This window comes from Vibrio sp. QJM3NY_39 (genome assembly GCF_057785895.1).
Window position 1 is genome coordinate 77,343 of the sequence record NZ_CM173506.1, and the last position, 24,538, is coordinate 101,880.

The following is a 24,538-nucleotide window of genomic DNA, read 5'->3' on the forward strand; positions in this document are numbered from 1 at the left end:
TTATTCCCAATCAAGAATTACTTTACCAGACATACCAGAGCGCATCATGTCGAAGCCTTTCTGGAAGTCGTCCACTTTGTAGTGGTGAGTAATGATTGGTGTTAGATCTAGGCCAGACTGGATTAGTGAAGCCATCTTGTACCAAGTTTCGAACATCTCACGACCGTAGATACCTTTGATAACCAAGCCTTTAAAGATGACTTGGTTCCAATCTACTGCCATGTCTGATGGTGGAATACCTAGTAGAGAGATCTTACCGCCGTGGTTCATGTTAGTCAGCATGCTGTTGAACGCAGATGGGTTACCAGACATTTCTAGACCTACATCGAAGCCCTCAGTCATGCCAAGATCAGCCATTACGTCTTCAAGCTTCTCTTCCATTACGTTTACTGCGCGAGTTACACCCATTTGACGGGCAAGATCTAGGCGGTATTCGTTTACGTCAGTGATTACAACGTGGCGAGCACCAACGTGCTTAGCAACAGCAGCAGCCATGATACCGATTGGACCAGCACCAGTAATTAGCACGTCTTCGCCTACTAGGTCGAAAGAAAGCGCTGTGTGTACTGCGTTACCAAACGGGTCAAAGATTGATGCTAGATCGTCAGAGATCTCTGCAGGGATCTTAAATGCGTTGAACGCAGGGATCACAAGGAATTCAGAGAACGCACCAGTGCGGTTTACGCCAACACCTGTTGTGTTACGACAAAGGTGAGTACGGCCGCCACGACAGTTACGACAGTGACCACATGTGATGTGACCTTCGCCAGATACACGGTCGCCAATTTCAAAACCACGAACTTCTTGACCAATGCCAACAACTTCACCCACGTATTCGTGACCTACTACCATAGGTACTGGGATTGTGTTTTGTGACCATTCATCCCAGTTGTAGATATGTACGTCAGTACCACAAATTGCAGTTTTCTTAATACGGATAAGAAGATCATTATGACCCATTTCAGGTTTTTCAACCTCGGTCATCCAGATGCCTTCTTCAGGCTTAAGCTTAGAAAGTGCTTTAATTTTCATAATGTTATCCAGTTCATCTCGCCTAACTGTAAGGCGAGAATCAAAAATCTATATGTTCGATTAGGTGTTGCTCTATCTAATCAAAGGACGCATAAGGCATCCCTTAAAATTAGATGATAGCCATGTCTTTACCAACTTGAATGAACGCATCGATTGCGCGATCCAGTTGCTCACGAGAGTGTGCAGCAGACATTTGCGTACGGATACGAGCTTGGCCTTTTGGTACTACAGGGAATGAGAAACCTACTACGTAGATGCCTTTCTCTAGTGCGCGCTCTGCGAATTCAGCCGCTACTTTTGCATCACCCAGCATGATTGGGATGATTGCGTGATCAGCACCGCCCATAGTGAAACCAGCTGCTTCCATGCGAGTACGGAAGTGAGCAGAGTTTTCCCATAGTTGAGTACGTAGGTCGCCAGATTCCGCTAGAAGATCTAGAACGCGAATAGACGCAGACACGATTGCAGGTGCAACAGAGTTAGAGAATAGGTATGGACGAGAACGCTGACGTAACCAGTCGATCACTTCTTTCTTACCAGCAGTGTAACCGCCTGAAGCGCCACCCATTGCTTTACCAAGCGTACCTGTGATGATGTCGATACGGTCAACAACGTTGTGGAACTCGTGAGTACCCGCGCCGTTTTCACCCATGAAGCCAACTGCGTGAGAGTCATCAACCATCACTAGTGCGCCGTACTTGTCAGCAAGGTCACAAATAGCAGGAAGGTTAGCGACTACGCCGTCCATAGAGAACACACCGTCAGTTACGATAAGCGTGTGACGAGCGCCCGCTTCTTTAGCTGCGATAAGTTGCTGCTCTAGCTCTTCCATGTTGTTGTTCGAGTAACGGAAGCGCATTGCTTTACACAGACGAACACCATCAATGATAGATGCGTGGTTTAGAGCATCAGAAATGATCGCGTCTTCTTTGCCTAGGATCGTTTCGAATAGGCCAGCGTTTGCATCAAAACAAGATGTGTAAAGGATAGTGTCTTCTTTACCAAGGAACGTAGATAGCTTTTGCTCTAGTTCTTTGTGAGAGTCTTGAGTACCACAGATGAAACGAACAGAAGCCATACCAAAACCGTGTTGATCCATACCGTCTTTAGCCGCTTCGATAAGGTCAGGGTGGTTAGCAAGGCCTAAGTAGTTGTTTGCACAGAAGTTTAGTACTTCTTCACCAGTCGAGATAGAAACCGCTGCTTTTTGAGCCGAAGTGATAATTCGCTCAGACTTGTAAAGACCTTCTTCTTTAACTTCTTCGATTTGAGTTTGAATCTGTTGGTAAAATGCAGAAGACATTGTCTATTCCTTCCTAGTTATTATTCAGCAGCATCGTGCGCCGCATTATGTAGGGGATGTAAACGATTTCAATTCGATCATTTACACTGTAAAACTTATACCCCTATTCTAGTTGAACATCCCCTTCTCGATTATCCCTTTAGTTGGAAAAACATTAATGAATCACAGGCACTAATAATAGTTCATCCCAGTGACGCAGGGCACATAAACGCTTCTTACCTGTTCTTTTTAACGTCAAATTACCTTCCGTCTCTGTCTAATTTCACATTCATATCAAATATCAATTTTTCATCTCAGAACGATATAGTGATGATTCTCCGATTCTCTCAGAATGTGCGACCGTTACGCCGCGATGCAAATGAGACAAGATGAGAAACAAGCAAATGACCCTATCTGACAACACCATACAAGAAGCTTTCAAGAATGACTGGCACACCTGCTTTTATCAGCCAAAGGTTCAGCCTAGTGTCGAGAAAGTGACTGGGGTTGAAGCGCTATTTCGCCTAGACATTCCAGAAGAAGGGATTTTCTCTCCGGGCGTATTTATCGATCGTGCGTTTGCATTGGGTTATGAAGAAGAGATCTTTTTTAGTGTGCTTGAGCAATCATTAACAGAGGTAAAATCGCTTTCTGTTCACCTGAACTTAGCCGTGAACATCAGTAAGAAAGTACTGGCGAACCCTGATAACGTGCAGAAAGTTCGTGAGTTACTTTGGAATGCGTCTTTCAAGGCAGAACAGCTTACCTTTGAGCTAAGTGAAAATGATCAGTTGGATGAGCAGCTTTGTGAGCAAATTAAGCGCTTTAAGTCTCTGGGCGTCAGAATCTCTATCGACGATTTTGGCATTGGCTATTCAGACATAAATAAGGTGATGGGCCTTAATGTCGATGAAGTGAAGTTCGATAAATCGATTGTGAACAGTATTGAGCCAGCAAGCTCCGACTTGGTTAAGCGCACTCTGGCGTACTGCAAAGAGTCTGGAATCGAAACCGTTGCGGAAGGCGTTGAAGACACAGATACACGTCAACTAATCCACCAGCTAGGTTTTGACAGCTATCAAGGCTTTCTATACTCAAAGCCACTGCCTTTAACTGATCTTAGATTTGTCATGTAGATAGTTGGAACTCAAGTAACGTTAGCTTAAAACAAACTCGACGCTTTTTTTCTTCTGCTTAAGGTCGTGATATCGAATGTACTTGAAGTAGATATCGTGTTTGTTTTGGATGTTTTGAGAGAACGGATTATTCACTAATTTCTTTATATCAGCCTTGAAAAACGGCATGCCGAGCTTGCTCATGTATGGCTCTAAGTAAAGATCATAGAGGAACTGGGACATTGCAGGATCAAGAGTCGGAAAGCGAAATTCAATGCCTGCCAAATTATCTGCCATGTAATCGAAGATCTTGCGTCGAATCACGATGCTAACCGCGCCAACACTGCAAAGCATCTTACTGAGGCCATCGTAAACCACATGACCAATAATGACTCCCTCGAACAAGAAGCAAAGCACCTGCATATCGTCTTTTCTCACGCCAAGATACTGAGCTACCTCGATAAAGTCTTTGCCATAAGTTTTGAGGTGCATCCCTTGAATCGACTTAAGCCTTTTCGCAGGAAGCGAGCCCATGTTGTATGACTCTACGCTTGTGACCTCATAGTCGTAGCCAATATCGGCATTAGACGGACGTTCCATATTCTTTGTTGCGGCTTTGACTTGCACCATTTCTTCTACCGAAAAATCATAGTCGACCTGAAAGAAACTCGCGATACCAAGGCGACGAACAAAACTAGGCAGCGTCTTTGCCCTTTCCCACTGACTGACCATTACTTGATTAACACCAAAAAATGCTCGATGAGAATTGGAAAGCAATTCTGAAAATTCTTCCTGTGAAATGGACGCTGATTCACGAAGTCGTTTTAGCTCAATTGGGAAATTGTCTTTATTCATCTGTCACTTACCTAGCTTTTTAACTAGTGTAGTTTACTTATCTCTACTATGACATGATGCATTGGGCATAACCTCGTTTAACCAAAACTCCCCCAGAACTTGGTTGGTATTTGTAGGCAGGTCGCTACAGATAAATGTTAAATCTCGTAGGCCCAGCACTCTTGTTGTATGTCGAGCAGATCCGACTTACCGCTCTCTAGCTGATAGAGATGGAATTGGCTTAAAGGGGGCGAATACACATGTAACGTAATGAGCGGTTCATCTCCAGCCTGTAGATTCGATATCTGATGGATATCATTATCTTTACTGACGGTCACACTCCCCTCTTGGAAATGAGTCGACTGAGAAGCAAAAATGTGACCATTAGCCGCCGTTTCAAACAAGGTTTCCGTTGCTTGCCCATGTAGAACCTTTACGCCACAAGACGTATTCAAATGATCGTGTATTTTACTTCTTTGTCCATTTAGCCAACTCAAAATTAAAACTTCACAGTGGTCATTTTTGAAAAGCCTTTGTCGACAGTATGTTTCTTTATCAAAACTCGCCAACGACTTGATCTCTTCTTTACTCAGCTCGATGTTATCCAATATGAACCGAATGGAAGCCAGAGACATGGGTTTATTCGCCAGCTGTATTTGGTCCATAAACTCTTGGAAATTAAGCTCATAATCGTTATTAATTAACGCGGCTAACGCGGGAGATTGCGTTGGGGTGATATCAGTACGTTGCAAAATACTTACCTCTGATTATGTTTTTGCTCTTCCGAACTCGAAGTTGAAGTTGAAGTTGAAGTTGAAAGCTCTCTTCGAACGATGAAATATGGCTGATTCGATTCAGCACAAGTTGGGAGGATACTAACACCGTTTAAATTAAAATTTAACAAGCAATCACAAGCATTTACATTCATATAACAAAAGCATCTAACAACCAATTTGAAGCAACGGAATCGCCATATTGACTTGAGATGTGAATAACTGAGTAATATGAAATAGGAACAACAAAAGAGCGGCTTCCATCACGACTACTATTGCGCGTATCAATTGATGAAATTGATTCACAAATTAGAAGATATCACTCACAATCAAGGTTATGGCCACCGTTGAAATCAGTCTAACTGGATACTTATGATTAACCCAAAACTCATCGCCCTACTTCCCGATCTCGCCTCGTTTATCTTAGTTGTGAATGAAGGTAGCTTTACCGCTGCAGCAAAGCAGCTAGGCGTGACACCTTCAGCGTTGAGTAAATTGATCACACGTCTAGAAAAAGCACTCTCAGTAAAGCTGTTCGAGCGAACCACTCGTACATTGATCATCACACAGGCCGGTCAATTGGTATACGACCAAAGCGTGGTCATGATTAATGCGGCGCAACAAGCGGTTGAGCTGTCTACCTCCGATCATACTGAACCTGCTGGCTCAATAACAGTAGCGGCGCCAGAAGCCTTCTTGAACTCCGTGCTACAGCCTTTCGTTGTTCCATTCTTGAATCAGTACCCTGAGATTCAACTCAAATTAAGAGCCGCCGATGGCGACATCGACATATTGCGCCAAGGCATCGACATTGCCTTTCGCCTTACCGACAAACCTGACGAGAGTTTGGTATTGAAAGAACTCGGAAAAACGAACCTTGTACTTTGTGCGAGCCCCGACTATTTAGATGCCAAAGGAATCCCTCACCACCCTACCGAGCTTTCTGAGCACGACTGCTTATACCTTGCAGAAACAGATAAAGACCACATTTGGGACTTCCTTAAAGATGATGAGTTTTATACAGTCCCCGTCAGCGGACGTTACGCTGTGAACCACTCTCAGATGCGATTGAAAGGTGTTAAAGAAGGGCTTGGAGTGGGTATTTTCCATGACTTCGTGATTCAAGATGCATTGGCTGAAGGTTCTGTAGTGCAAGTACTGGAAGATTGGACTATCAAGAGTAACTACCATGGCGCTATCGCGATGCAGTTTGCTCAAACCAAGTACATGCCTGCCCGATTGCGTGTGTTCATTGATTATGCGATGGAACACTTGGGTGACAAGCTGGCAGGAGAAATAAACTAATGCTGAAAGGAATACACCACGCCGCCATTATTTGCTCAGACTATGAAGTCTCTAAACGCTTTAAGTCTCTAAACGCTTTTATACAGAAGTTTTAAAGCTTGAAGTGGTTGCGGAGAATTATCGTGGAGCGCGTCAATCGTACAAACTTGACTTGGCACTGCCTAATGGCGCTCAAATAGAATTATTCAGCTTCCCTGACGCACCTGAAAGACCAAGCTTTCCGGAAGCTCAAGGGCTGAGACATTTGGCTTTTTGTGTTGATGACGTTCAACATGCCAAAAGCTATTTGGAAGAACAAGGTATTGAAGTCGAACCGATTCGAGTTGATGAGTATACGGGGAAATCATTTACGTTTTTCGCAGACCCAGACGGCCTGCCGCTAGAGCTTTATCAGATCTAAAGCTTTATCAAATCTAGCGCTGAATCAAGTCTAAAGCCTCCCTCACAAAAGAAGCAATCATCTGATTAATAAAACGGACTTTCTCAAGTCGAGAAAGTCCGTTTGCATGTCAATTAACTCAACGCGGTCTTGAATTTCTCAACGCGTGAAAACAGTAACCAATCCAATAGCATTGCAGTCACAATCGTTGCACCCGCGAGTGGAAACAATATCGAAATAATAACCACAGTCACTAAACCCGCTTTCCATAAGCCTGCATCGCCAAACTTCGGTGGCGTTCCCAACTTTCTCTGGCCTGAAGGTCTGCGCATCCACCACATTACTCCACCAGTCACTGACACCAAAATGAATGCCAGACAGAACAACGCGTTTAGAAGCTTGTTGATGATACTGATATCACCTTGGTGCAGAGAAATACCCACGGCTAAGGTTTTGGCGAATAAATTGTAATCTTGCCACGTCACCTCTCCTAGGATGCGCCCTGAATATTGGTCGAGGTGAGTCGTGCGATCTTGGGTTGGATCGATAATGTCACCGCCCATGGTATTCGCAGCCACGGTGTAAACACCCGTTTCTGAGCGCGGGAAATTGACTTTATATTGCGTAAAACCAAGAGATTGAGCTTTTGCTATCACATCATCAATCGAGAAATTACTCGCAGATAATACATGCTGAGAATGATCCTCACCCATCTTAGAATGATCATGAGCTTCAGACGCTTCTTCTACTTGGTGGACGTGTTCTGCTGGCTTATCTTGAGACAAAGGCAGTGGCGTTTGCTCTAGGTTCCAAGGCATTTCCTCCTCAGACCCGTGATTTAAAGAAGCATGCGTTTCGTTAGACAGAGGAATGTCGTCCCACATTTGAGCAGGAAAAGTACTCCATGCTTGCACTAGCTTACCGCCCCAAAAACCTGTCCATGACAATCCCGAAAGAATAAATAACAGAAGAATGAATGACAGTGTTCCACCGATGTTCGCATGCAGATCACGCATTAAAATACGCGTTCCTGAACCAAATCGAAGCTTAAGAAAACCAGCGCGGCTCGCGTTATCTCTCGGTAACCATAAGTAAATGCCACTGATGAGCAACAGAATAGACAAGCTTATTGCGACTTCAATTAGATAATCACCCCAATCACCAATCAACAAAGTGCCGTGAATGTCATTCGCCAGTTGATACAGGCTATCGCTGCGCGGGATTTCTCCTACCACTTCACCAGTATATTGATTCACCGTGGCGAAAACGGAAATGCCATCTTCAAGTGATACAGAAAATCGGTTAGCCAGATCAGGGACTTTGCTCGGTACAAACTGTGTCACCGTACCTTGTGGGTATTGATGTTGTACGGCAGCTAATTGTTGTGACACCTTGATCGGTTCGCCCGATGCAACAATTTCAATCGCGTCTTGATGGAAAGCAAGTTCGATTTCATCATCAAACAGCATCACCAAACCAGTAATACTCAACATCAACATAAATGGGATAACGAATAGCCCGGCATAGAAGTGCCAACGCCACGTAAGGAAGTAGAGAGTTTTATTGCGGTCTTTTCTTTTTATATTGGTTTCCGAACCAGTTGTTGCACTGCTTGTAGACTGCGAAGTCGCTTGTGCTTTCGCAGAGCTTTGAGATTCATTTCTCAACATTATTATTTCCTTTGACACACGCAAACATACCTTCTGAAAAATCAGAAAGTAATCTGAGCATGTTTAACTTTACTTAATACTTTATTTTTAAATTATTTTAGTGGGTTAGTTTTAAGCAATATCAAAGGGAGGGCCGCGCGGGGCTTGCCTCATATAGCGTTCGCTTAGAGCCAAAAAAGCGTAGCTGTCTGAGACAATAGAACTCAGTCGAGTTGTCAGTAGTGTAGTTGGAAGTTCGTCTTGGTGAAACGTGGAAAAATGGCTAAATGGACACGGCTTTCCTTTGTGAGTATTGGGCTCGCCTTCATCAATTTGAACCAGTTCAAAGCCGTTGACCGTACATAACGACGCCCATACTCCCGCACTATTACCATGAGCATTGATAACAGGCATTAATGTCACTAGCACCCAGCTTAATGCTGTAGCAAGTAACATGGAGAAATTGAACGAAGTTCGGCGCATTATTCCTAATCTTTATAAATTCCCCTTATTATGAGGCACTTGTTATATAGGTAAACGTAAAGATTAACATCAGGTTAAAAAATTGAAGCTAACGCACACTCTTTTTAGTTAAAAACTGGTTACAACCAAAGAGCCAAAAGAATGTTACGCACCTATTAGCAGTAACATGTCTAGAAAATAGCAGTAAACTGTTTAGAAAAAAGACAATAAAAAACGCCGCGTTACATCTTCCTCTAATGAGAGTAATGTAAGGCAGCGTTTTAGAAATCGAATCTTGAGGCTCTGCTCTTTGTTACGTATCTAGCAAACTCAATTGATTAGCAAATTAACCGAAGATCTTGCTCCAAATGCTTGGATTGCGCTTCTCGTGATACTCTTCACGAAGGCCATCGATAGTACGAAGCTCTTGCTGTGCAGATTCAAATTCACCTTGGTCTAGCTTCTTCTCAATACTATCAATCGATGCACTGATCTTTTTGAAACCTTCCATGAAGTGTTCTTCTTTCTCAATTGGGTAAACACCCGTTTTGAGCTCAGCAACTAGCGTGTCGATACGTACGATAGGCTTTTGCATCTCTTCAATGTTTTGAGCTTCTGCCGCTTGTTTGAACGCAAGCTTCATTTCTTGCATGTTTTTCTTAAGGTCAACATTAGCAAAAGCGTTGCCAGACAATAGCGAAGCAGCGATTAAGCCAGATAAAAGGATTGAGCGAGTTTTCATTGTTTCTCCAGGTGAAGCGATGTCTTTGAAGATAGCGCCATCGTTATTGTGGCACTTCGACTTTATTATTTTCGGCTAGTGTATACAAAAATCCGTCGGGTACAAAAATTGATTGTGTCGAAATGCAAACTAGCTAGCTAATTACTGACAAGTACCAGGCAAACCATCATTCAAATACCGAAAACTCGGCAATCGATTGACGACCACGCAATGCCAAAAAAGCTAAGAATTGCTGTGGTGAATGGGTAATAACCTTGCTCGAATCCACGCCCACCTCATCAAGTAGTGAAGACACGAGATCCAACCCGCCCACATCTATGCAGAAATGCGCATCGCTACCTGTCGTAATAAACGCACCTTTCGCTTTAGCAATTCTTGCGATCTCGTAACAACGATCAACACTGCCAACGCGACTATTGCCTTTAAGCGTGGTGTTATTAATTTCGATCGCAACGTTATGTTCCGCCGCACATTGAATCACAGCTTCAAAATCGAAATCAAAATTTGGGTTTCCTAAATGACCAAGTGCATCAATTCGACCACCTTTAATCACATTCAACAATGCTTCTGTATGGGTAGCGACATCCGATGGACGAAATACTGGCTCATGAAAACTCGCGATCACCCAATCCAAGTTCTTATCCACACTCGGATGAATGTCGATTTCACCCTGTGTATTCATGATGTTTGACTCGACACCTCGAATAATTGCGACATCTTCAATAAAACGAGGGAGCACACGCTGATTGCTGAAAAACCAATAGTGTGGAGCGCCCGGCATGGATTCTGAATGGTCAGTAGTACAAAACATGGCTAAACCGTTTTGCTTCGCCGATTTGGCGTTTTCGATCAGCGTGCTGTAAGCATGGCCACTTGCGTATGTGTGGGTGTGGGTATCTACTTTGAGTTCCATGAATCAATGCTCTCTTCGCTTGGTCAAAAAACGTTTTTCAGAAAGTAACTCTGAGTCTCTTTCTGGAAAGGAGTGCCTGCACCTTTTTCTGAAAAGGAGTGCTTCTGAAAAGGAATGCTTAATGGCAACAATTCGACCAGTTTATCAGCTGAAAGTGACAATTAGCACCTAAACATAAGGGTTTCTTGCGAGTTCATTTACACAGCACGATAATACGTGGCTAACCAGAAGACACTAACGCTTTTCTTATCTGAGTAAAATCGAACATACTCGGTAATTACGCCAATTTTTTGCAACCTACCCAAGTTCGTCAATACTTAAACCAGTCTACAAACTGGAGTGTTAGATGAGAAGAAGACGATATCCGCTGAGTATCCACATCACTAGCCTTTTCTTAATTTTGACCACTCTTGTCGGTACCATACTGATTTCGATAAGTTATCGGCACTCTCAAGAACTGCTTTTAGGCACCGTGCGCGAAGTCAGTAATGAACATCGCGATAAGTTGGAATCGGTATTTAAACAAGCTATTGCCCCAGTCATCACAACCTTAAACGTGATGGCAGTGAGCCCGTTTGTTGCTCATCAAACCTCCTCCGTCGAAAAAGAATCTTGGCTTGCTTCGGTCGATATCATCTTCAAACAAAATACTAACTTAGTCGCTCTATTCTATGGCTCTGAAGATGGTGATTTCAGAATCTTTCGCCCTCTGAGTTCCATTAAACAGAGAGCCGATAACAACGCTCCCGCTAAAGCGACCATGATGGTCAGCAGCACCAATCTAGATGGTGAAAACTTTATTACCTTTCTCGATGGCGCACACCAAGTGATCAGTACCCGACAAGCCGAGAGTAAGTTCAACCCCACGACTCGACCTTGGTTTCGTAACGCAAAGCCTGACGGCTCAATACAACTCTCTGAGCCCTACCTGTTCTATTTCCTGCAAACCAATGGCATCACTCTTTCTAGACGTTCTTTGGATGGCAAGCATGTCGTTGGTGCCGACTTCACGTTGAAATCTCTCTCTTCCCAGATCAGTGAATTGGCCTACTCTCCACAAACCCGACTCGCTCTGTTCGATCAACATTTCAATCTTCTCGGCCAACATCAACTTGATCTATCGATTCCCAAGCTTACCTCCCAGCCTAACGACACAAGTAAAACTGAGAAAACGAATAACCAAACGACGGGGAAACTCTCTGGCAGTGAGCAAGACCAAAGCTTCTTTAATGTGCCCAAACGTGAACAGATGGAAGCATTGAAAGCATCCGTCATAGCACCACTTATCTCCGACGAGGAGAAATTAAACCTCAACCTAAAAAACGTTGAGTACAACTTAAACACTTGGGCATTGACGCTAACGCCTGTTGAGCTCACTCAGAATGTCACTTTATATTTGGCAGAGGCTACGCCACACAATGAGTTGCTCTCTGATCTTATCTCAATGCGAGACAAGCAAGTTGCGGTCGCGATTGGTATGTTGTTCATCTGCTTCGCTATCGTATGGTTTGTTGCTAATCGACTGTCTCAGCCGCTCAATACACTGATGCAACTCACCGACAACATCGCACGATTTGACTTCAGGCGAACTCATTATCCCAAAAGCATGATTCAAGAAGTGGCTAACCTCGCCCACTCAATTGAGCTGATGGAACACACACTTCATGATCTTATTACGCTACTTCGAGACACGGCAGGTAATCAGGAATTTTCGATCTTAGCCAAAAATATTGCTCATCAAAGCTATTTAATTACCAAAGCAGAAACCATTGTCCTCTTCACTCAATCAAAAGAGAAAGATGTGTTTGATACGGCCGCGAACCTCGCCATTCTTCCCTTTAAGGCCGACATCAATGACTTCATCAAGCACACGCCTTGGTTGCTGTGCCAACTTAAATCTGGAGAAACCATCCACTTAAACCGAGAAGACAATGTTCTCAACTATTACCAAGATTCGATCTTCAATTCAGATCTGTACCTGTTTCCACTATTAAATCGTGAGAAGTTGTTGGTGGGTATCGTCGCAATTGGCTATGAAAGACCGATTACCAAGATGCAGTCAGACAAGCACGCCTTCTTACGAGAACTGCTCAGCTTTGCGGAAATAGCCAAAGATAACATTGACCAAATGCAGCAACAGAAAGACATGCTTAATGCCTTTATCGAGTTGATTGCATCAGCTATTGATACCAAATCACCTTACACGGGTGGGCATTGCCAGAGAGTGCCTGAACTCACCAAATGGCTGACTCAAGCAACCATTGATGATGACCGTTATTACCCGCAATTCTCATTGGATAGTAAACAGTGGGAAGAGTTAATGCTCGCCGCTTGGCTTCATGACTGCGGCAAGGTAACCACACCCGAGTATGTCGTAGACAAAGCGACTAAACTTGAAACCATTTACGACCGAATCCACGAAGTGCGAATGCGTTTCGAACTGTTAAAACAACAGGCTGAAACCGACTACTGGAAAGCCATAGCGAACGGAGCGCTTCAGGAGGATCAGCTTAAGGTCCTCGAACAAAGCTTGTCAGAATTGGATGAAGAATTTGCCTTTGTTGCTGAGTGCAACCTTGGTGGAGAGTCGATGACGGACGAACAGCTAGAACGCTTAGACCGAATAGCCAAGCGCCAATGGAAACGAACACTCGACGATCAGCTAGGGTTATCTTGGTCTGAAAAAGAGAGATTCAATGAACAACAAGACACGACAGAGAAGAGTGAAGCTGAGCCAGCAAGAAAAAACCAAATACTACCGGTGATGGAACCGCTACTTGCCGATAAGCCTGAGCATAAAATACCGTGGGATAATGGCTTTAGCCCTGCTGATGTATGGCAGGAAGCGTTTGTGCTTAAGCCAGGAGAGGTCAAATACAACCAAGGTGAACTGCACAATTTGAAAGTTCGTCGTGGTACGTTAAACGATGAAGAACGTTTCATGATCAACGATCATATTATTCAAACCTTCACCATGCTTAACAAGCTGCCTTATCCGTCTTACCTCCAGAATATTCCGGATATCGCCAGCGGACACCACGAGCGTATCGACGGCAAGGGCTACCCAAGAGGCTTAAGCGAAGACCAATTACCTCTGCCGTCCAGAGCGATGGCCATTGCCGATGTATTCGAAGCGCTCACCTCCAGTGATCGCCCGTATAAGAAAGGCAAACTCCTAAGCGAATCACTCAATATCATGACCGACATGGCCACCAGCGGTCATATCGATCCCAAGTTGTATTTGCTGTTCTTAGAAAACAAAATCTACGACAAATACGCTGAGCGATTCCTAGAGACTAAACAACGTTGCGAGATTGAACCAAACGAACACATCGACCGAGTAAAAGAGTACATACGCTCATTATTTTAAGTTTGAGCTAACCATTTAGTCTTTAGGCTATAAGATCAATGATTAGCTTTTAGCCGCAGAATCCAGCACCGCAACGTCCACTACAGCGGCTACCGTCGCTACAGCCACTGTGACTCGCGGTGTTTGCTTGGCTTTTGCTTTGCTGTGTCTCTTCGCTAATAGCGTGTTGGTAATGCTCGCCACAACAATCAGGTTAATGCCAATCATCTGCTGAGTAGAAAACACATCATCAAAGAACAAACCCTGCCATAAGGCGCTAAACAGCATGTTAGTAAAAATCAGTGGCGCCAACTGGGAACCGCTGTCTGCAAGCTTATAAGCTTTGGAGCGGAAAATTTGAGTATTAATGGTAAACAGTGCGAGTCCAAATGCACCAAGTCCAATCCAACGCAAGTCATCAAACGACAGCAAAGTCGTTAAAGATCCATACACACTATCCCCCTTAAGTACATCTGGTACAGCAGAAACAGAAGTAAACACGAGCATAGGTATAACGAGTATTGCTGCGACTAAAAAGGTCCATGCGTTAAGCTCTGCTGGTGTCAGGCTGGTTTTAGATGCTCGGTACAGACTCACTTGCGAGCCAGAATTAAACACACCCGCTAGAAGTCCAAGCAATAGCGCAGGTCTAAAGAACTCCGAACCAAACTCAAACTGCGACCAATCCCCTGCCATCATCACTACGCCGAAGAATGTAATTGCTAAACATGCGATAGTCGTTGTATGAATCTTGGTTCCGAATATTAATTTTTCTAACAATGGAATAAACAGAGGCCCCGTACTGAATAACACCACACCTTCAACCAGCGTTAAGGTTTGTAGTGAAGTAAGGAAACACCACTGACACGCCACCATAAAGATCGCCCGCATCACTAAAGGTTTCCACATATCGAGTGAAGGTTTCGTTATTTTGTAGAACATCAAGAATAAGAATAAGAACAGACTGGGTAACAAAAAACGCACAAAACTGAGTAACGAGATTGGCATCACTTCAGATAGATACTTGGCCATCAAGCCACTCAAAGACAAACTGAACGTCGACAACAACATGAAAGTCGTCGCCTTGGTAATATCAGACATAATTATCACCTCCTATGACACCTATTTTAGAAGCGTGACGTGATGAAAAATAGCGAGTAATATTAACCATAACTGTAAGGAAAACTTACCAATGAAGAAACTCGTCCCGCTTAAATCCGTTTATGCTTTCATTGCTGTTGCTGAAACCGGCAGTATGACCGACGCTGCTCGAGTGTTGTTTGTCAGTCATTCTGCAGTAAGCCAAGCCATCAAATCACTAGAGCAACTGGTTAATAAACCGCTATTTCAGCGAGTAGGTCGTCGTGTTGTTCTTAATGCCGCCGGTAAGCGATATTATCGAAAGGTCGCGCCCGCACTTGAGCAAGTGATAGAAGCCACCGAAGAGCTTGCCAGAACGCCTAACGATCACCGTATCACTCTTAACATGGTGAACTCACTCGCGATGCACTGGTGGATCCCTCGAGTCCCCGAATTCCAAGCATTTGCTCCCTCACTTGATATCCGTATTTCGACATTAACCGGCCCTTTCGATATCGAACAAGAAGGTGTCGATATTGCCCTCGTACATGGTAAGCCAAACGAGTGGGAACAATATTACAGCGAAAAGCTCGGCGACGATGACCTGGTCTTGGTGTGCAGCCCTGCTCTATTGAAAAACCAGACCGGATTAAACGTCCAGCAACTCGTCAAACAAAACCCGACTATTGGCGTTTTTAACCTCAGGCGACAACACGACTGGCAAGTCTGGTGCGACAATTACCAAATCCCAATACCCACATTCCATAGCAATCTAACGTTTGATGTCTCTATTCAAGCGGTTCAAGCTGCAATTCGTTCGTTAGGCGTATTGGTCACGCATCGCTTGTTTGTGAAAGATGACATCAGCCATGGGATGCTAGTGGAGTTGGGCGAACCCGTCGCGAATCCACACCAAGATTTCTATTTTGTTTGCCCAAAAAACAAATTAAAACAAGAAAGTGTGCTAAAACTGAGAACATGGTTGAGGCATGAATTCACACGCTCAGAGACAACACTGAGCGATGTTATTCAAGAGTAAGACCAAACTATCAATCCATACAGCGAGTAACAGCTCATCAAGCTTACAAGAGGCCATTATGATTATTACCACCACTCAATCTGTTGAAGGCAAACGCATTGTCGATTACAAAGGGGTTATCGCCGGAGAAGCCATTCTAGGGGTGAATGTTTTCAAAGATATGTTTTCAGGAATTCGTGACTTTGTGGGTGGACGTTCTGGCACCTACGAGAAAGAATTAGAAAAAGCACGCAACTACGCCTTCAAAGAGCTAGAACAAAAAGCCATTGAAGCAGGCGCGAACGCGGTTGTGGGCGTAGATATCGATTACGAGGTACTAGGAACGGGTAATGGCATGCTAATGGTATCGGCGAGCGGTACAGCGGTTGTCGTCGCTTAATCGCCTAGTCGCTCAATCACTTAGTCACTTAGTCACTTAGTCACTTAGTCACTTAAGATTTCAACACATGAGCACTTAATCTATTAGGATACTGAGCAATCAGGCAGCCTAATGAAAACTCGTTCCAACCCTTTGATGATTAACCGCCAGAGGGTTAGAACGGTTTTAAGCTGACACTTAGCTTGATGTTACTGGTGCAACCTTTTGCCCTGAGAGCATGTCATCAAACGAGGCAACTCTCGACAAGAAGGCACCTTTATTTTCAGGTAAGATAGAACTCGCTAAAGGTAAGTTCGCTTTCATCGAATCCACAGCTCTTCCTCGCACCAGTACTTCAAAATGCAAATGCGGCCCGGTTACGCGACCAGTCGTGCCTGACAACGCAATTTTCTGCCCACGCTTAACCTGTTGCCCCTTCTTAACCAAGAATCGGCTCAAATGCAGATAGCGAGTTTTGTAAACACTGTTATGTTCAATCACTATGTATTTCCCCGCATACGGGTGGTTACGAATAGCAATAACTCGACCGTCACCGGTTGAATAAACTGGCGAACCTACAGGTGTTGCGAAGTCAGTACCATTATGTGGAGATATACGTCCGGTCACTGGGTGCTTACGGTACGGGTTAAATGGCGAAGTAATTCTTCGGAATTGTTTGTCTATTGGGTAGCGATTGAACGCTTGCTCAAGGCTGTTACCCTCTCTGTCGTAAAAGCGTCCATCTGGAGCAAGAAACGCGGCCACTTCCTTACCTCGTAACGTAATCGATATGCCTTGGACCTCTGTTTTTCCTGTTAGATGGTCGCCTGTGTATTGCTCCTTAACCAACACATTAAACTCATCGCCCGCTCTTAACTGCTTTGAGAAGTTAATCTTGTCTCTTAACGTTCGAGTAATATTGGCGATCTGGGCGGTTGTTAATCCCGCTTTGTATGCTGACGTTGAAAAACTGCCATGAACGGTGCCCTTATAGAGCTTTTCTTTCCATTCGCCAGGCATTTCATGGAATTGGTAATTAAAGCTTCCATCATCATTTTTAGTGAAGACAGCTTTCTCTACGAGACTTTCATGGAAAATCAGCTCTACGAGTTGTTTAGAGTCACTATCCAAAAGCAACTCTAGATGATCGCCAGGCTTTATTGTATCGAGCTTCAAAGACTCAAGATCCGCTTCCATCACTTTTTGAACTGTCTCATAAGGCAGTTTCCATGACGAAAATATGTTGCTGAGTGTATCTCCAACCTTCACGAAATAATGAACTTTTATCAACGTTCTTGAGCTTGCCTCTGAATCTGTATATGAGTTTGATGCCCCCTCTTGATGAGTTAATAAATCTTTATAAGGGGTGACTTGAATTGAGATTTCTTCTGGTGCTTCGGATTGAAAATGGAGCAAAACGGAAAGCGAGAATACACTGATAGCGATTACGATCAGGCCAATAGGGAGGAACTTAATAAAATACTTAGCGGTTATAACAAGGAACTTGGCAAGTGTTATAACATAACAATTAATTCAAAAGAATAAACGAAATGTAAGAAACCGTTCCACAAAAGTTGCCAAAATATGGTGGGCGTGTGAAGCCCACCACCTTAAGTGACATTACTCTTCACAAAGCGCTTCAAAACGATCTAAGCCGCGCAGCATCTCAAAGTCTGGCTCTTCAGCTAGCAACTCTCTCATTGAACCACTCGCTTCAATAGAACGCTCTAAGTCATCGATAGCCTGACCTTCTGCTCCTAACCTTGCATACGAACAAGCACGTTGATACAAGGCGTGGGCATTTTGGTCATCCACTTCTAACACGCGGTTACATAGGCTCATTGCCCAGTGGTATTCCTGCATATCCATCGCAGCATCCGCTTTATAGGTCAACGCTTCTAAATCACCCGGACGAACCTTCAATATCTCATCGTAAATTTCAATCTTCTGCTCGGCGGTTTGAGCGTTTTGCGCTCTGAGCCATAAATTGTGAATCTCATTGATGATTTCGATTTCTCGGTTGTTCTCTGAGATAATTCTGGTCTTACGCTTAAGATCCCTTTCAAGAACATTGAATTTCTTCTCGTAGTCTTGAGCAATCGAATTAAGTCGCTGGTCAGCCATTTCTTTGGTGGTGTGTTTGAGGTCTTTCAGTGATTGCCAACCAACCAATGCAATAAGAGAAGCAACACCCGCAATAATGTAGAAGAAATACGTGACCGTGACATTGGCATAATTCAATGACTTATCGGCGACTGTAAGCTCACGATCGGTCATCTGAATGGTCAAGCGCCTTTCCAGATCTTGCTGTTCCATTCGCAACTGCTTCAACTCATCTAAGATGTAGCGTTCCATCAATGGTCGGTCTACATACTCTTTCTCTGAGTATTTAACCTCCTCGCTTGCAAAGCTCATGGTCGTGACCAGTGATAACACTGCAATCAATAGGGTTCGAAGCATTTATACATTCCTTATATATTTAATCTTTGTTAACTGTATCTCTTAATCGCAAGACAAGCTAGAAAGTTGGCAATTCTGCCTTCTCCTTATTGGAATTAACACTCTAAAACATCATTGATTATTATAAAACACCTGAAGCAACATCATTAATTTCTAAATTATAAAAATACCGCGTAATACTGTTCTATATAATTAATTCGCGATGCGAATATACCAAGAGTTGATTTATTGCATCGAGATGAATCTTATATTAATAACGATCAGAGCGAGGTTAATTTGAACAATCCACGATACGATTTAATGAGCCGGGTGCTGCACTGGATCATGGCATCTGTCATCATCTATGCAACAGTCGCAGGGTATGTGATGCACTATGTCACCAGTCATCCAGAGCTATTTTCTTTTCTGTCAGTGCTCAACATGTCATTGGCGACCATTGCGACGCCATTATTCGTGGTTCGTTATGTCTGGAGCCACTTCCGGTCATCACCAACCATGCCACTGTCTGTACCTGAAGGGCAAAAATGCGTTGCTAAACTTGCTCACTCCCTGATGTATCTAGTGATGTTTATGGTTTTCAGCACCGGTTATTTGATGCTGAAAGAACCTTATTCGTTATTCTGGTTAGTGATCGTGAATAACCCAATTACCGATCCTGCAATCAACGGCTTCTTTTTCTATTTACATCGTGCCAGTTGTATTGCCCTAGCCTGTTTAGTTGTTCTTCATGTTTGTGCTGCACTTAAACACCACTTTGTCTCTAGGAACTATGTATTGAAGATGATGATTTAAATTTTGTAGGGATATTTAAAGTAATATCAGTGATGTTCTCAGTATTCGAGGTAATCATCTGCTTTAAAAAATTCAGCATGGTTTACACAAACAAAAAAGCCATAGCATGTTTCGCTATGGCTTTCTTATTTCAATTTGATTACTTGGTTTGGGTATCAAGCATCACTTGCCAGTATTCACATTTGGCCAAGAACTCTTTTAAATATAGCTCTGGATTCGCAAGCTTCTCACCGCCTTTAACATCAGCCCCAGTCACTCGCCAAAAGCAACGAGTTACCAAGTTTCGGTGGTAAATAAAATCGTTAAGTTCATTGGCCTTCAAAGGAAGTTGCTCACCAAACGTCTGTTCGTATAGGCTCAGCATAGAGGCTTGCTCACTTGGCTTTTCCCTTAAAAAGGTATCCAAATCCAAACCTAGTGACTGTTGTTCCTTTGGCAGTGCTTTAGCTAATTTAGAGATAACACTGAACAGAGCCAACTCAACTTTTTGAGACGCTAATAACGATGCCCCTAAAAGCGCATGTTCATTGGAAATGTGTTGCTCTGGTGATGAAGCGGTTGCTGTTGTCACTGTGTTAACCTCAAATAATCATAACGGGTGTTACTAAACTGGATAGAGCCTTTTCATTACGCTGAATCTTATTCTTGTAATTAAGAAGAATCTTACAGTTAAGCAGAGTCTTGTATCTAAGCAAAGTCTTGTATCTAAGCAAAGTCTTGCAGCTAAGCAGAGTCTTTTAGCAGAACGCGGTCAGCATCAATAATGGTGAAGCCCGATGCATCTTCATTCTTTTCGACTTGCACTAAACCTTTAAAACCAACCTGCGACAACTTCTTCGCAAGGTGATCCGGTGCTGTTTCAAAAACAACATCCATAAAAGGTAAAGACTCAGCATCAACAAAACCATGCTCGTTAAACAGTTCCATTGCTTGAGATAAATGGTCTGAGTCGGTTAATTCGATAATTTCTACAACTTCTTCCAACAACATTTTCGATTCCATATTCGCCAGAAAGTGACTGACACAAGCACTTACGTTTTGCTCGCATACATCCCGATGTACGAAGACACCCCTTTAGTAGTAGGGAGATCATAACATATTAATAATCGAAAAATATGTTTAATTTCCCTAACCTCTTGGGAGTATTAGAAAACAATAGAAACTGGTGAAGCATAGACAAGGCCAATTTATCTCATCGAAAGCAACAGCCTAAATTTGAGGCAATCAGGCTACCGTAACTTGGGAATCGCCCGTTTCGACAATCGATTCATTCAACAACCCTGCGTAAATTCCATTGTATGCCACCAGCTGTTGATGATTACCTTGCTCAACAATTTCACCCTTTTCCAATACCAGAATCGTATCCGAGTGACGAACGGTACTCAAACGGTGCGCAATCGCAATCACGGTTTTTTCCTTAAACAGACGCTGCATCGCTTTTTGGATGAGGTCTTCGGTGATTGAATCTACCGAACTGGTCGCCTCATCAAGCATCATCAATTGACCACCCTGTGCAACCGCTCGTGCGAACGAAATAAGCTGCGTTTGCCCCACAGACAAATTGGAGCCGTTCTTTTCCAAGTGGAAGTCATAACCTTGTGGCAATTGTTCAATAAACTTATCGGCATAAACATAGCGCGCTGCCTGCTCAACCTCAGTTCTAGATAAATGCGTTTTACCCAGCGCGATATTGAATTGGATTGTCTCTTCAAATAAGTGCACGTCTTGCATCATCATTGAGAACAAATGAGCAGAGTCTTCACTAGAGATCTGCGACAGCTCTATTCCATTCAGTAGAATGCTGCCTTCATAGTCTTGGTAGGTTTTAGAGATTAGACGCAGAATTGTCGACTTGCCCGATCCCGTAGAACCCACAAGCGCGATTTGATGCCCTTTCTCCAATACAAACGAAACATTCTTTAGAACGTAGGGAGAGTCGTCTTTGTAACGGAAGCTCACGTTCTTAAACTCCAGGCTCACAAACTGTTCGAGCTGTTTTTCAACCTCGTTAGATGGCAGCAGGTTACGTCCTTCCTCTTCTGTCGGCTCAACAAACAGCTCTTCAATATGGTCAAACGCTGCAAATGAACTCTGAATCGAAGCAATCTGTGAAGTAAAGTCACGGATCGGAACAAACACTTTTTCTAAGGTGTTGATGAACGCAATCAGCACACCTAAGGTGAGTGCCCCTTCTATCACTTGCTCAGAACCATACCAGATCATAATTGCGATCGTGATTGAGGTAATGCCCGAGATAAACGAGAACAAAATCGCATCGTATTTATTGATTTTCTTCTGTGCTCTCAGAAACTCATCAGTATAGCCTTGGTAGCGTTGTTCGACTTGTTCTTCGGCTCGATACATCTGAACCGTTTTCATACCAAATAAGACTTCTTGTAAAAAGCCAATACCACGAGCGAGCGAAGAACGAGTCACCTTATACAAAGCACGAAGTCGGTTTCTCACATACACCGTCAAGTACATCACTGGCGGCATGATAATCAACACAATCATCGTTAACTGCCAGTCAATGAAGAACATCATTACCAACAGAGCAATGGTGTTAATACTATCCTTCACTAGACCAACAACCGATTGAACAAACGTCTCGCCGATGGTTTCCAAGTCACTGGTTAATCGTGAAAGCGTGACGCCAATCGGTGTGTTATCAAAATAGCTGCGTGGCAATTTAAGCACGCGAGCAAACAACACTGAACGCATGTCGGTTATCGTATATTGACCCGTTTTACGCAGGTTATATGAATAGATAGTATCCACCACATAACTAGCCACCAGAACTGCGACTAGATAGAAGACGTACTCGAGCAGTCCATCCATATCCCCATGGCTCAGATGTACATCAATCACTTGAATGATCAGCCAAGGAAACAATAAGCTTGTAATGACAGAGAGCGGAAGCATAGCGATGCCCAGAATCGCAGAGCGTTTGTATTTCTTAGCAAACTTAAAAAAGTGCTTGAGGTACTTAAGATCAACACCTTTTAACATGCTGCTGCCTCCGTTTCATTCTGCTGTAACTGCCATGTATCGTAATAGTAATCACATGTTTTCAATAACGTCGCATGGTCACCCTTCGCGATCACTTTACCTTCGTTCAACACGATGATTTCGTCCATATATTCAAGGGCATTAACACGGTGTGAAACCACAAGTACCGATTGATTTTCCAAGCGCTTAAACAGGCCTTCCAAAATCTTACGTTCTGTTTCATAGTCGACAGCCGATAGAACGTTATCCATGATGATCAGGTCTGTGGGTTGCAATAAAGCACGCGCAATACTTAAGCGCTGCTTCTGGCCGCCTGACAGCATGATCCCTTTCTCACCGACTAAGGTTTGGTCACCATGCTCAAAACGAGTAACGTCACTCGCCAACTGGCTGAGCTCAAGCACTTCATCAACCTGACTCTTTGCCAAGTCAGTATCTAAGCAGCCAAAGCGGATATTGTCCTCGACGGTTGCTGAAAACAGGAAAGGGTCTTGAGTCACGGTTTTTACATAACGACGCAAGTCACTGCGTGAGAAGCTAGTGATATCCCTTTCGCCAAGGAAAACCGAGCCTTCTGGTACATCCAAATGATGGTTCAAGCAGTTCACTAATGTCGTTTTACCCGCTCCGATCCCGCCTAGCACACCCACTTTCTTACCTGCTGGAATGTCAAAGCTGATGTCATCGAGAATCAGGCGGTCTTCACCTGAATATCTGAAACTGAGGTTGCGAATAGAGAACGTTTTTCCCTTCAGCGATTCAACATCTAGCTCAGTGAGCTTAACTTCATCAAGCTCTGGAATTTTGGCATTAAGAATGGTTTGTACACTTTGAATACCTACCATGCCACGCTGATAAATGGTCGCGATTCTGCCTAATTGCATCAATGGCATAGCGAGCAAAACCGAGTAAGTCAGAAAGGCAGTAATCTCACCAAGTGTGAGTTCCTGTCTCATTAACATGTAGCCACCAAGCCCTAGAATGATGATTTTCATCAGGTCATTGGCGTAGTCGAGTACTGGCATAAAGAAGACTTGAATACGTGTAATTTTAAGGCGGCATTCAAGTAATAACTGATTAAGCTTTTCAGTTTCAGCTTTGACCCAAGGTGACATCTGCTGGCTCTTAATCAAGTCAATCCCAGACAGGTAACTCATTAGCTGAGCAGACAAGTTTTGTAGACGTTTCATGTGCTCTAAATGCAGTATTTTCATACGCTTGAAGCCCACTCGGAAAATCACAAAAGCGATTGAGATAGGAATAATCGAATACAGTGTGAGTTCTGGTGATATACGCCACATATAAAGAGGTGTCAGCGATAACGCGAGTAACGCGTTGAAAAACTGAAGAAAACCCACACCAAACATCAGTCGAATGCCACTAAGGTCATTATTCATGATTGAAATTAGCCGACCCGACGCAAAGCGTTCATGAAAACTGCTCGGTAAGCGATTCAGCTTTTGTAGAAGTGTACTTTTGAGCGCTGCTTCTGTAATTCGCCCCGGATTAAGCGCATAGATACGAGACAGAATTCTCACCACCACCATGGCGACAGACATGCCGACTACAATCCAGACATAGCTTTGCAGCTGCTGATGGCCAGTTGAAGAAGCGTCATCAATCAAATCTATCGCCAATTGGATATAACGAGGGATCTCTACTTGTAACCAGTTGACGAGAAAAATGAACACAATCGCTAGTAAGTACGAGGTGCGATTCATGCGCAGATAATGGGCAATAAACTGTCTTTTATTCATAGTATTCTTTGTTTAGGGCAGGCTCACAGCGAGAACTAGAGATATGACCGGGCAGCTAGCTAGGGTCATCACTGAGCTAAAGATACATTAAAACCACTTGGTTGATAATATCAACTACATTCAATAATTGATTACCGCTATTACATTTTAGCATTGCTAGAAACAACTTTGCCGCCAAAAGTGGCGGCAAATAAATAGCTTAACAGGT

General features: G+C 43.5%; 21 protein-coding genes and 1 pseudogene. 7 read left to right on the forward strand and 15 right to left on the reverse strand.

Annotated features, from left to right (window positions below):
* On the reverse strand, window positions 1–1,032 hold the full coding sequence (gene tdh / locus AC3CHU_RS16405; protein ID WP_004730216.1) for an L-threonine 3-dehydrogenase: 1,032 nt from the start codon (window positions 1,030–1,032) through the stop codon (window positions 1–3).
* A gap of 109 nt (window positions 1,033–1,141) precedes the next feature.
* Window positions 1,142–2,335 carry a glycine C-acetyltransferase gene (locus AC3CHU_RS16410; RefSeq protein ID WP_102464641.1) on the reverse strand — a complete coding sequence of 398 codons (1,194 nt, stop codon included), beginning with the start codon at window positions 2,333–2,335 and terminating at the stop codon, window positions 1,142–1,144.
* Between the two features lie 368 nt (window positions 2,336–2,703).
* Between AC3CHU_RS16410 and AC3CHU_RS16415 the strand changes: the two genes are divergently transcribed.
* Entirely contained in the window at window positions 2,704–3,450 is a 747-nt protein-coding gene (locus tag AC3CHU_RS16415; protein WP_237289176.1) for an EAL domain-containing protein, read from the forward strand.
* A 21-nt stretch (window positions 3,451–3,471) separates the two neighbouring features.
* On the opposite strand, the gene AC3CHU_RS16420 is transcribed toward AC3CHU_RS16415, so the two are convergent.
* Complete coding sequence (locus AC3CHU_RS16420; protein ID WP_054547057.1) at window positions 3,472–4,284, reverse strand: helix-turn-helix domain-containing protein; 813 nt, start codon at window positions 4,282–4,284, stop codon at window positions 3,472–3,474.
* A 137-nt stretch (window positions 4,285–4,421) separates the two neighbouring features.
* Entirely contained in the window at window positions 4,422–5,015 is a 594-nt protein-coding gene (locus AC3CHU_RS16425; RefSeq protein WP_488525937.1) for a cysteine dioxygenase, read from the reverse strand.
* A 393-nt stretch (window positions 5,016–5,408) separates the two neighbouring features.
* Between AC3CHU_RS16425 and AC3CHU_RS16430 the strand changes: the two genes are divergently transcribed.
* Window positions 5,409–6,341, forward strand: coding sequence for a LysR family transcriptional regulator (locus tag AC3CHU_RS16430; RefSeq protein ID WP_004730200.1), 933 nt, complete (start codon window positions 5,409–5,411; stop codon window positions 6,339–6,341).
* Window positions 6,341–6,741, forward strand: a pseudogene (gloA2, locus tag AC3CHU_RS16435) (SMU1112c/YaeR family gloxylase I-like metalloprotein). The gene AC3CHU_RS16430 and the pseudogene gloA2 overlap by 1 nt, the downstream one beginning before the upstream one ends.
* A gap of 113 nt (window positions 6,742–6,854) precedes the next feature.
* Here the strand turns inward: gloA2 and AC3CHU_RS16440 are convergent.
* The 4 genes from AC3CHU_RS16440 to AC3CHU_RS16455 form a co-directional block, all read right to left on the reverse strand.
* Window positions 6,855–8,390, reverse strand: coding sequence for a PepSY-associated TM helix domain-containing protein (locus tag AC3CHU_RS16440; protein ID WP_488525938.1), 1,536 nt, complete (start codon window positions 8,388–8,390; stop codon window positions 6,855–6,857).
* A 111-nt stretch (window positions 8,391–8,501) separates the two neighbouring features.
* A complete protein-coding gene (locus AC3CHU_RS16445; RefSeq protein ID WP_488525939.1) occupies window positions 8,502–8,852 on the reverse strand; it encodes a hypothetical protein in 351 nt (116 codons plus the stop codon).
* Between the two features lie 325 nt (window positions 8,853–9,177).
* Window positions 9,178–9,573, reverse strand: a complete 396-nt coding sequence (locus AC3CHU_RS16450; RefSeq protein ID WP_004730193.1) for a cytochrome b562 — start codon at window positions 9,571–9,573, stop codon at window positions 9,178–9,180.
* 166 nt (window positions 9,574–9,739) lie between these two features.
* On the reverse strand, window positions 9,740–10,486 hold the full coding sequence (locus tag AC3CHU_RS16455; RefSeq protein WP_054547061.1) for a phosphatase: 747 nt from the start codon (window positions 10,484–10,486) through the stop codon (window positions 9,740–9,742).
* Between the two features lie 346 nt (window positions 10,487–10,832).
* Between AC3CHU_RS16455 and AC3CHU_RS16460 the strand changes: the two genes are divergently transcribed.
* Complete coding sequence (locus tag AC3CHU_RS16460) at window positions 10,833–13,856, forward strand: HD domain-containing phosphohydrolase (RefSeq protein WP_488525940.1); 3,024 nt, start codon at window positions 10,833–10,835, stop codon at window positions 13,854–13,856.
* A 42-nt stretch (window positions 13,857–13,898) separates the two neighbouring features.
* Here the strand turns inward: AC3CHU_RS16460 and AC3CHU_RS16465 are convergent, their stop codons facing one another.
* Window positions 13,899–14,936 carry a DMT family transporter gene (locus AC3CHU_RS16465; protein WP_488525941.1) on the reverse strand — a complete coding sequence of 346 codons (1,038 nt, stop codon included), beginning with the start codon at window positions 14,934–14,936 and terminating at the stop codon, window positions 13,899–13,901.
* 91 nt (window positions 14,937–15,027) lie between these two features.
* Between AC3CHU_RS16465 and AC3CHU_RS16470 the strand changes: the two genes are divergently transcribed.
* Window positions 15,028–15,954: a LysR substrate-binding domain-containing protein gene (locus tag AC3CHU_RS16470; RefSeq protein ID WP_488525942.1), complete on the forward strand. Its 927-nt coding sequence runs from the start codon at window positions 15,028–15,030 to the stop codon at window positions 15,952–15,954.
* Between the two features lie 58 nt (window positions 15,955–16,012).
* Window positions 16,013–16,333, forward strand: a complete 321-nt coding sequence (locus AC3CHU_RS16475; RefSeq protein ID WP_004730185.1) for a heavy metal-binding domain-containing protein — start codon at window positions 16,013–16,015, stop codon at window positions 16,331–16,333.
* Window positions 16,334–16,510: 177 nt separating this feature from the next.
* Here the strand turns inward: AC3CHU_RS16475 and AC3CHU_RS16480 are convergent, their stop codons facing one another.
* Together AC3CHU_RS16480 and AC3CHU_RS16485 are read right to left on the reverse strand one after the other, a co-directional pair.
* Entirely contained in the window at window positions 16,511–17,788 is a 1,278-nt protein-coding gene (locus tag AC3CHU_RS16480; RefSeq protein ID WP_488526340.1) for a peptidoglycan DD-metalloendopeptidase family protein, read from the reverse strand.
* Window positions 17,789–17,932: 144 nt separating this feature from the next.
* On the reverse strand, window positions 17,933–18,772 hold the full coding sequence (locus AC3CHU_RS16485; RefSeq protein ID WP_065205922.1) for a tetratricopeptide repeat protein: 840 nt from the start codon (window positions 18,770–18,772) through the stop codon (window positions 17,933–17,935).
* Between the two features lie 300 nt (window positions 18,773–19,072).
* On the opposite strand from AC3CHU_RS16485, the gene AC3CHU_RS16490 reads away from it, so the two are divergent.
* Window positions 19,073–19,564, forward strand: coding sequence for a cytochrome b (locus tag AC3CHU_RS16490; RefSeq protein ID WP_108150412.1), 492 nt, complete (start codon window positions 19,073–19,075; stop codon window positions 19,562–19,564).
* A 139-nt stretch (window positions 19,565–19,703) separates the two neighbouring features.
* Here AC3CHU_RS16490 and AC3CHU_RS16495 read toward each other — a convergent pair whose 3' ends face one another.
* From AC3CHU_RS16495 to AC3CHU_RS16510, 4 genes are all read right to left on the reverse strand, one after another.
* A complete protein-coding gene (locus AC3CHU_RS16495; protein WP_488519271.1) occupies window positions 19,704–20,135 on the reverse strand; it encodes a hypothetical protein in 432 nt (143 codons plus the stop codon).
* A gap of 152 nt (window positions 20,136–20,287) precedes the next feature.
* Window positions 20,288–20,554, reverse strand: a complete 267-nt coding sequence (locus AC3CHU_RS16500) for a hypothetical protein (RefSeq protein ID WP_054547069.1) — start codon at window positions 20,552–20,554, stop codon at window positions 20,288–20,290.
* A gap of 234 nt (window positions 20,555–20,788) precedes the next feature.
* Complete coding sequence (locus AC3CHU_RS16505; RefSeq protein ID WP_488525943.1) at window positions 20,789–22,573, reverse strand: ABC transporter ATP-binding protein; 1,785 nt, start codon at window positions 22,571–22,573, stop codon at window positions 20,789–20,791.
* Window positions 22,567–24,330: an ABC transporter ATP-binding protein gene (locus tag AC3CHU_RS16510; protein WP_488525944.1), complete on the reverse strand. Its 1,764-nt coding sequence runs from the start codon at window positions 24,328–24,330 to the stop codon at window positions 22,567–22,569. The genes AC3CHU_RS16505 and AC3CHU_RS16510 overlap by 7 nt, the downstream gene beginning before the upstream one ends.
* Window positions 24,331–24,538 lie beyond the last annotated feature (208 nt).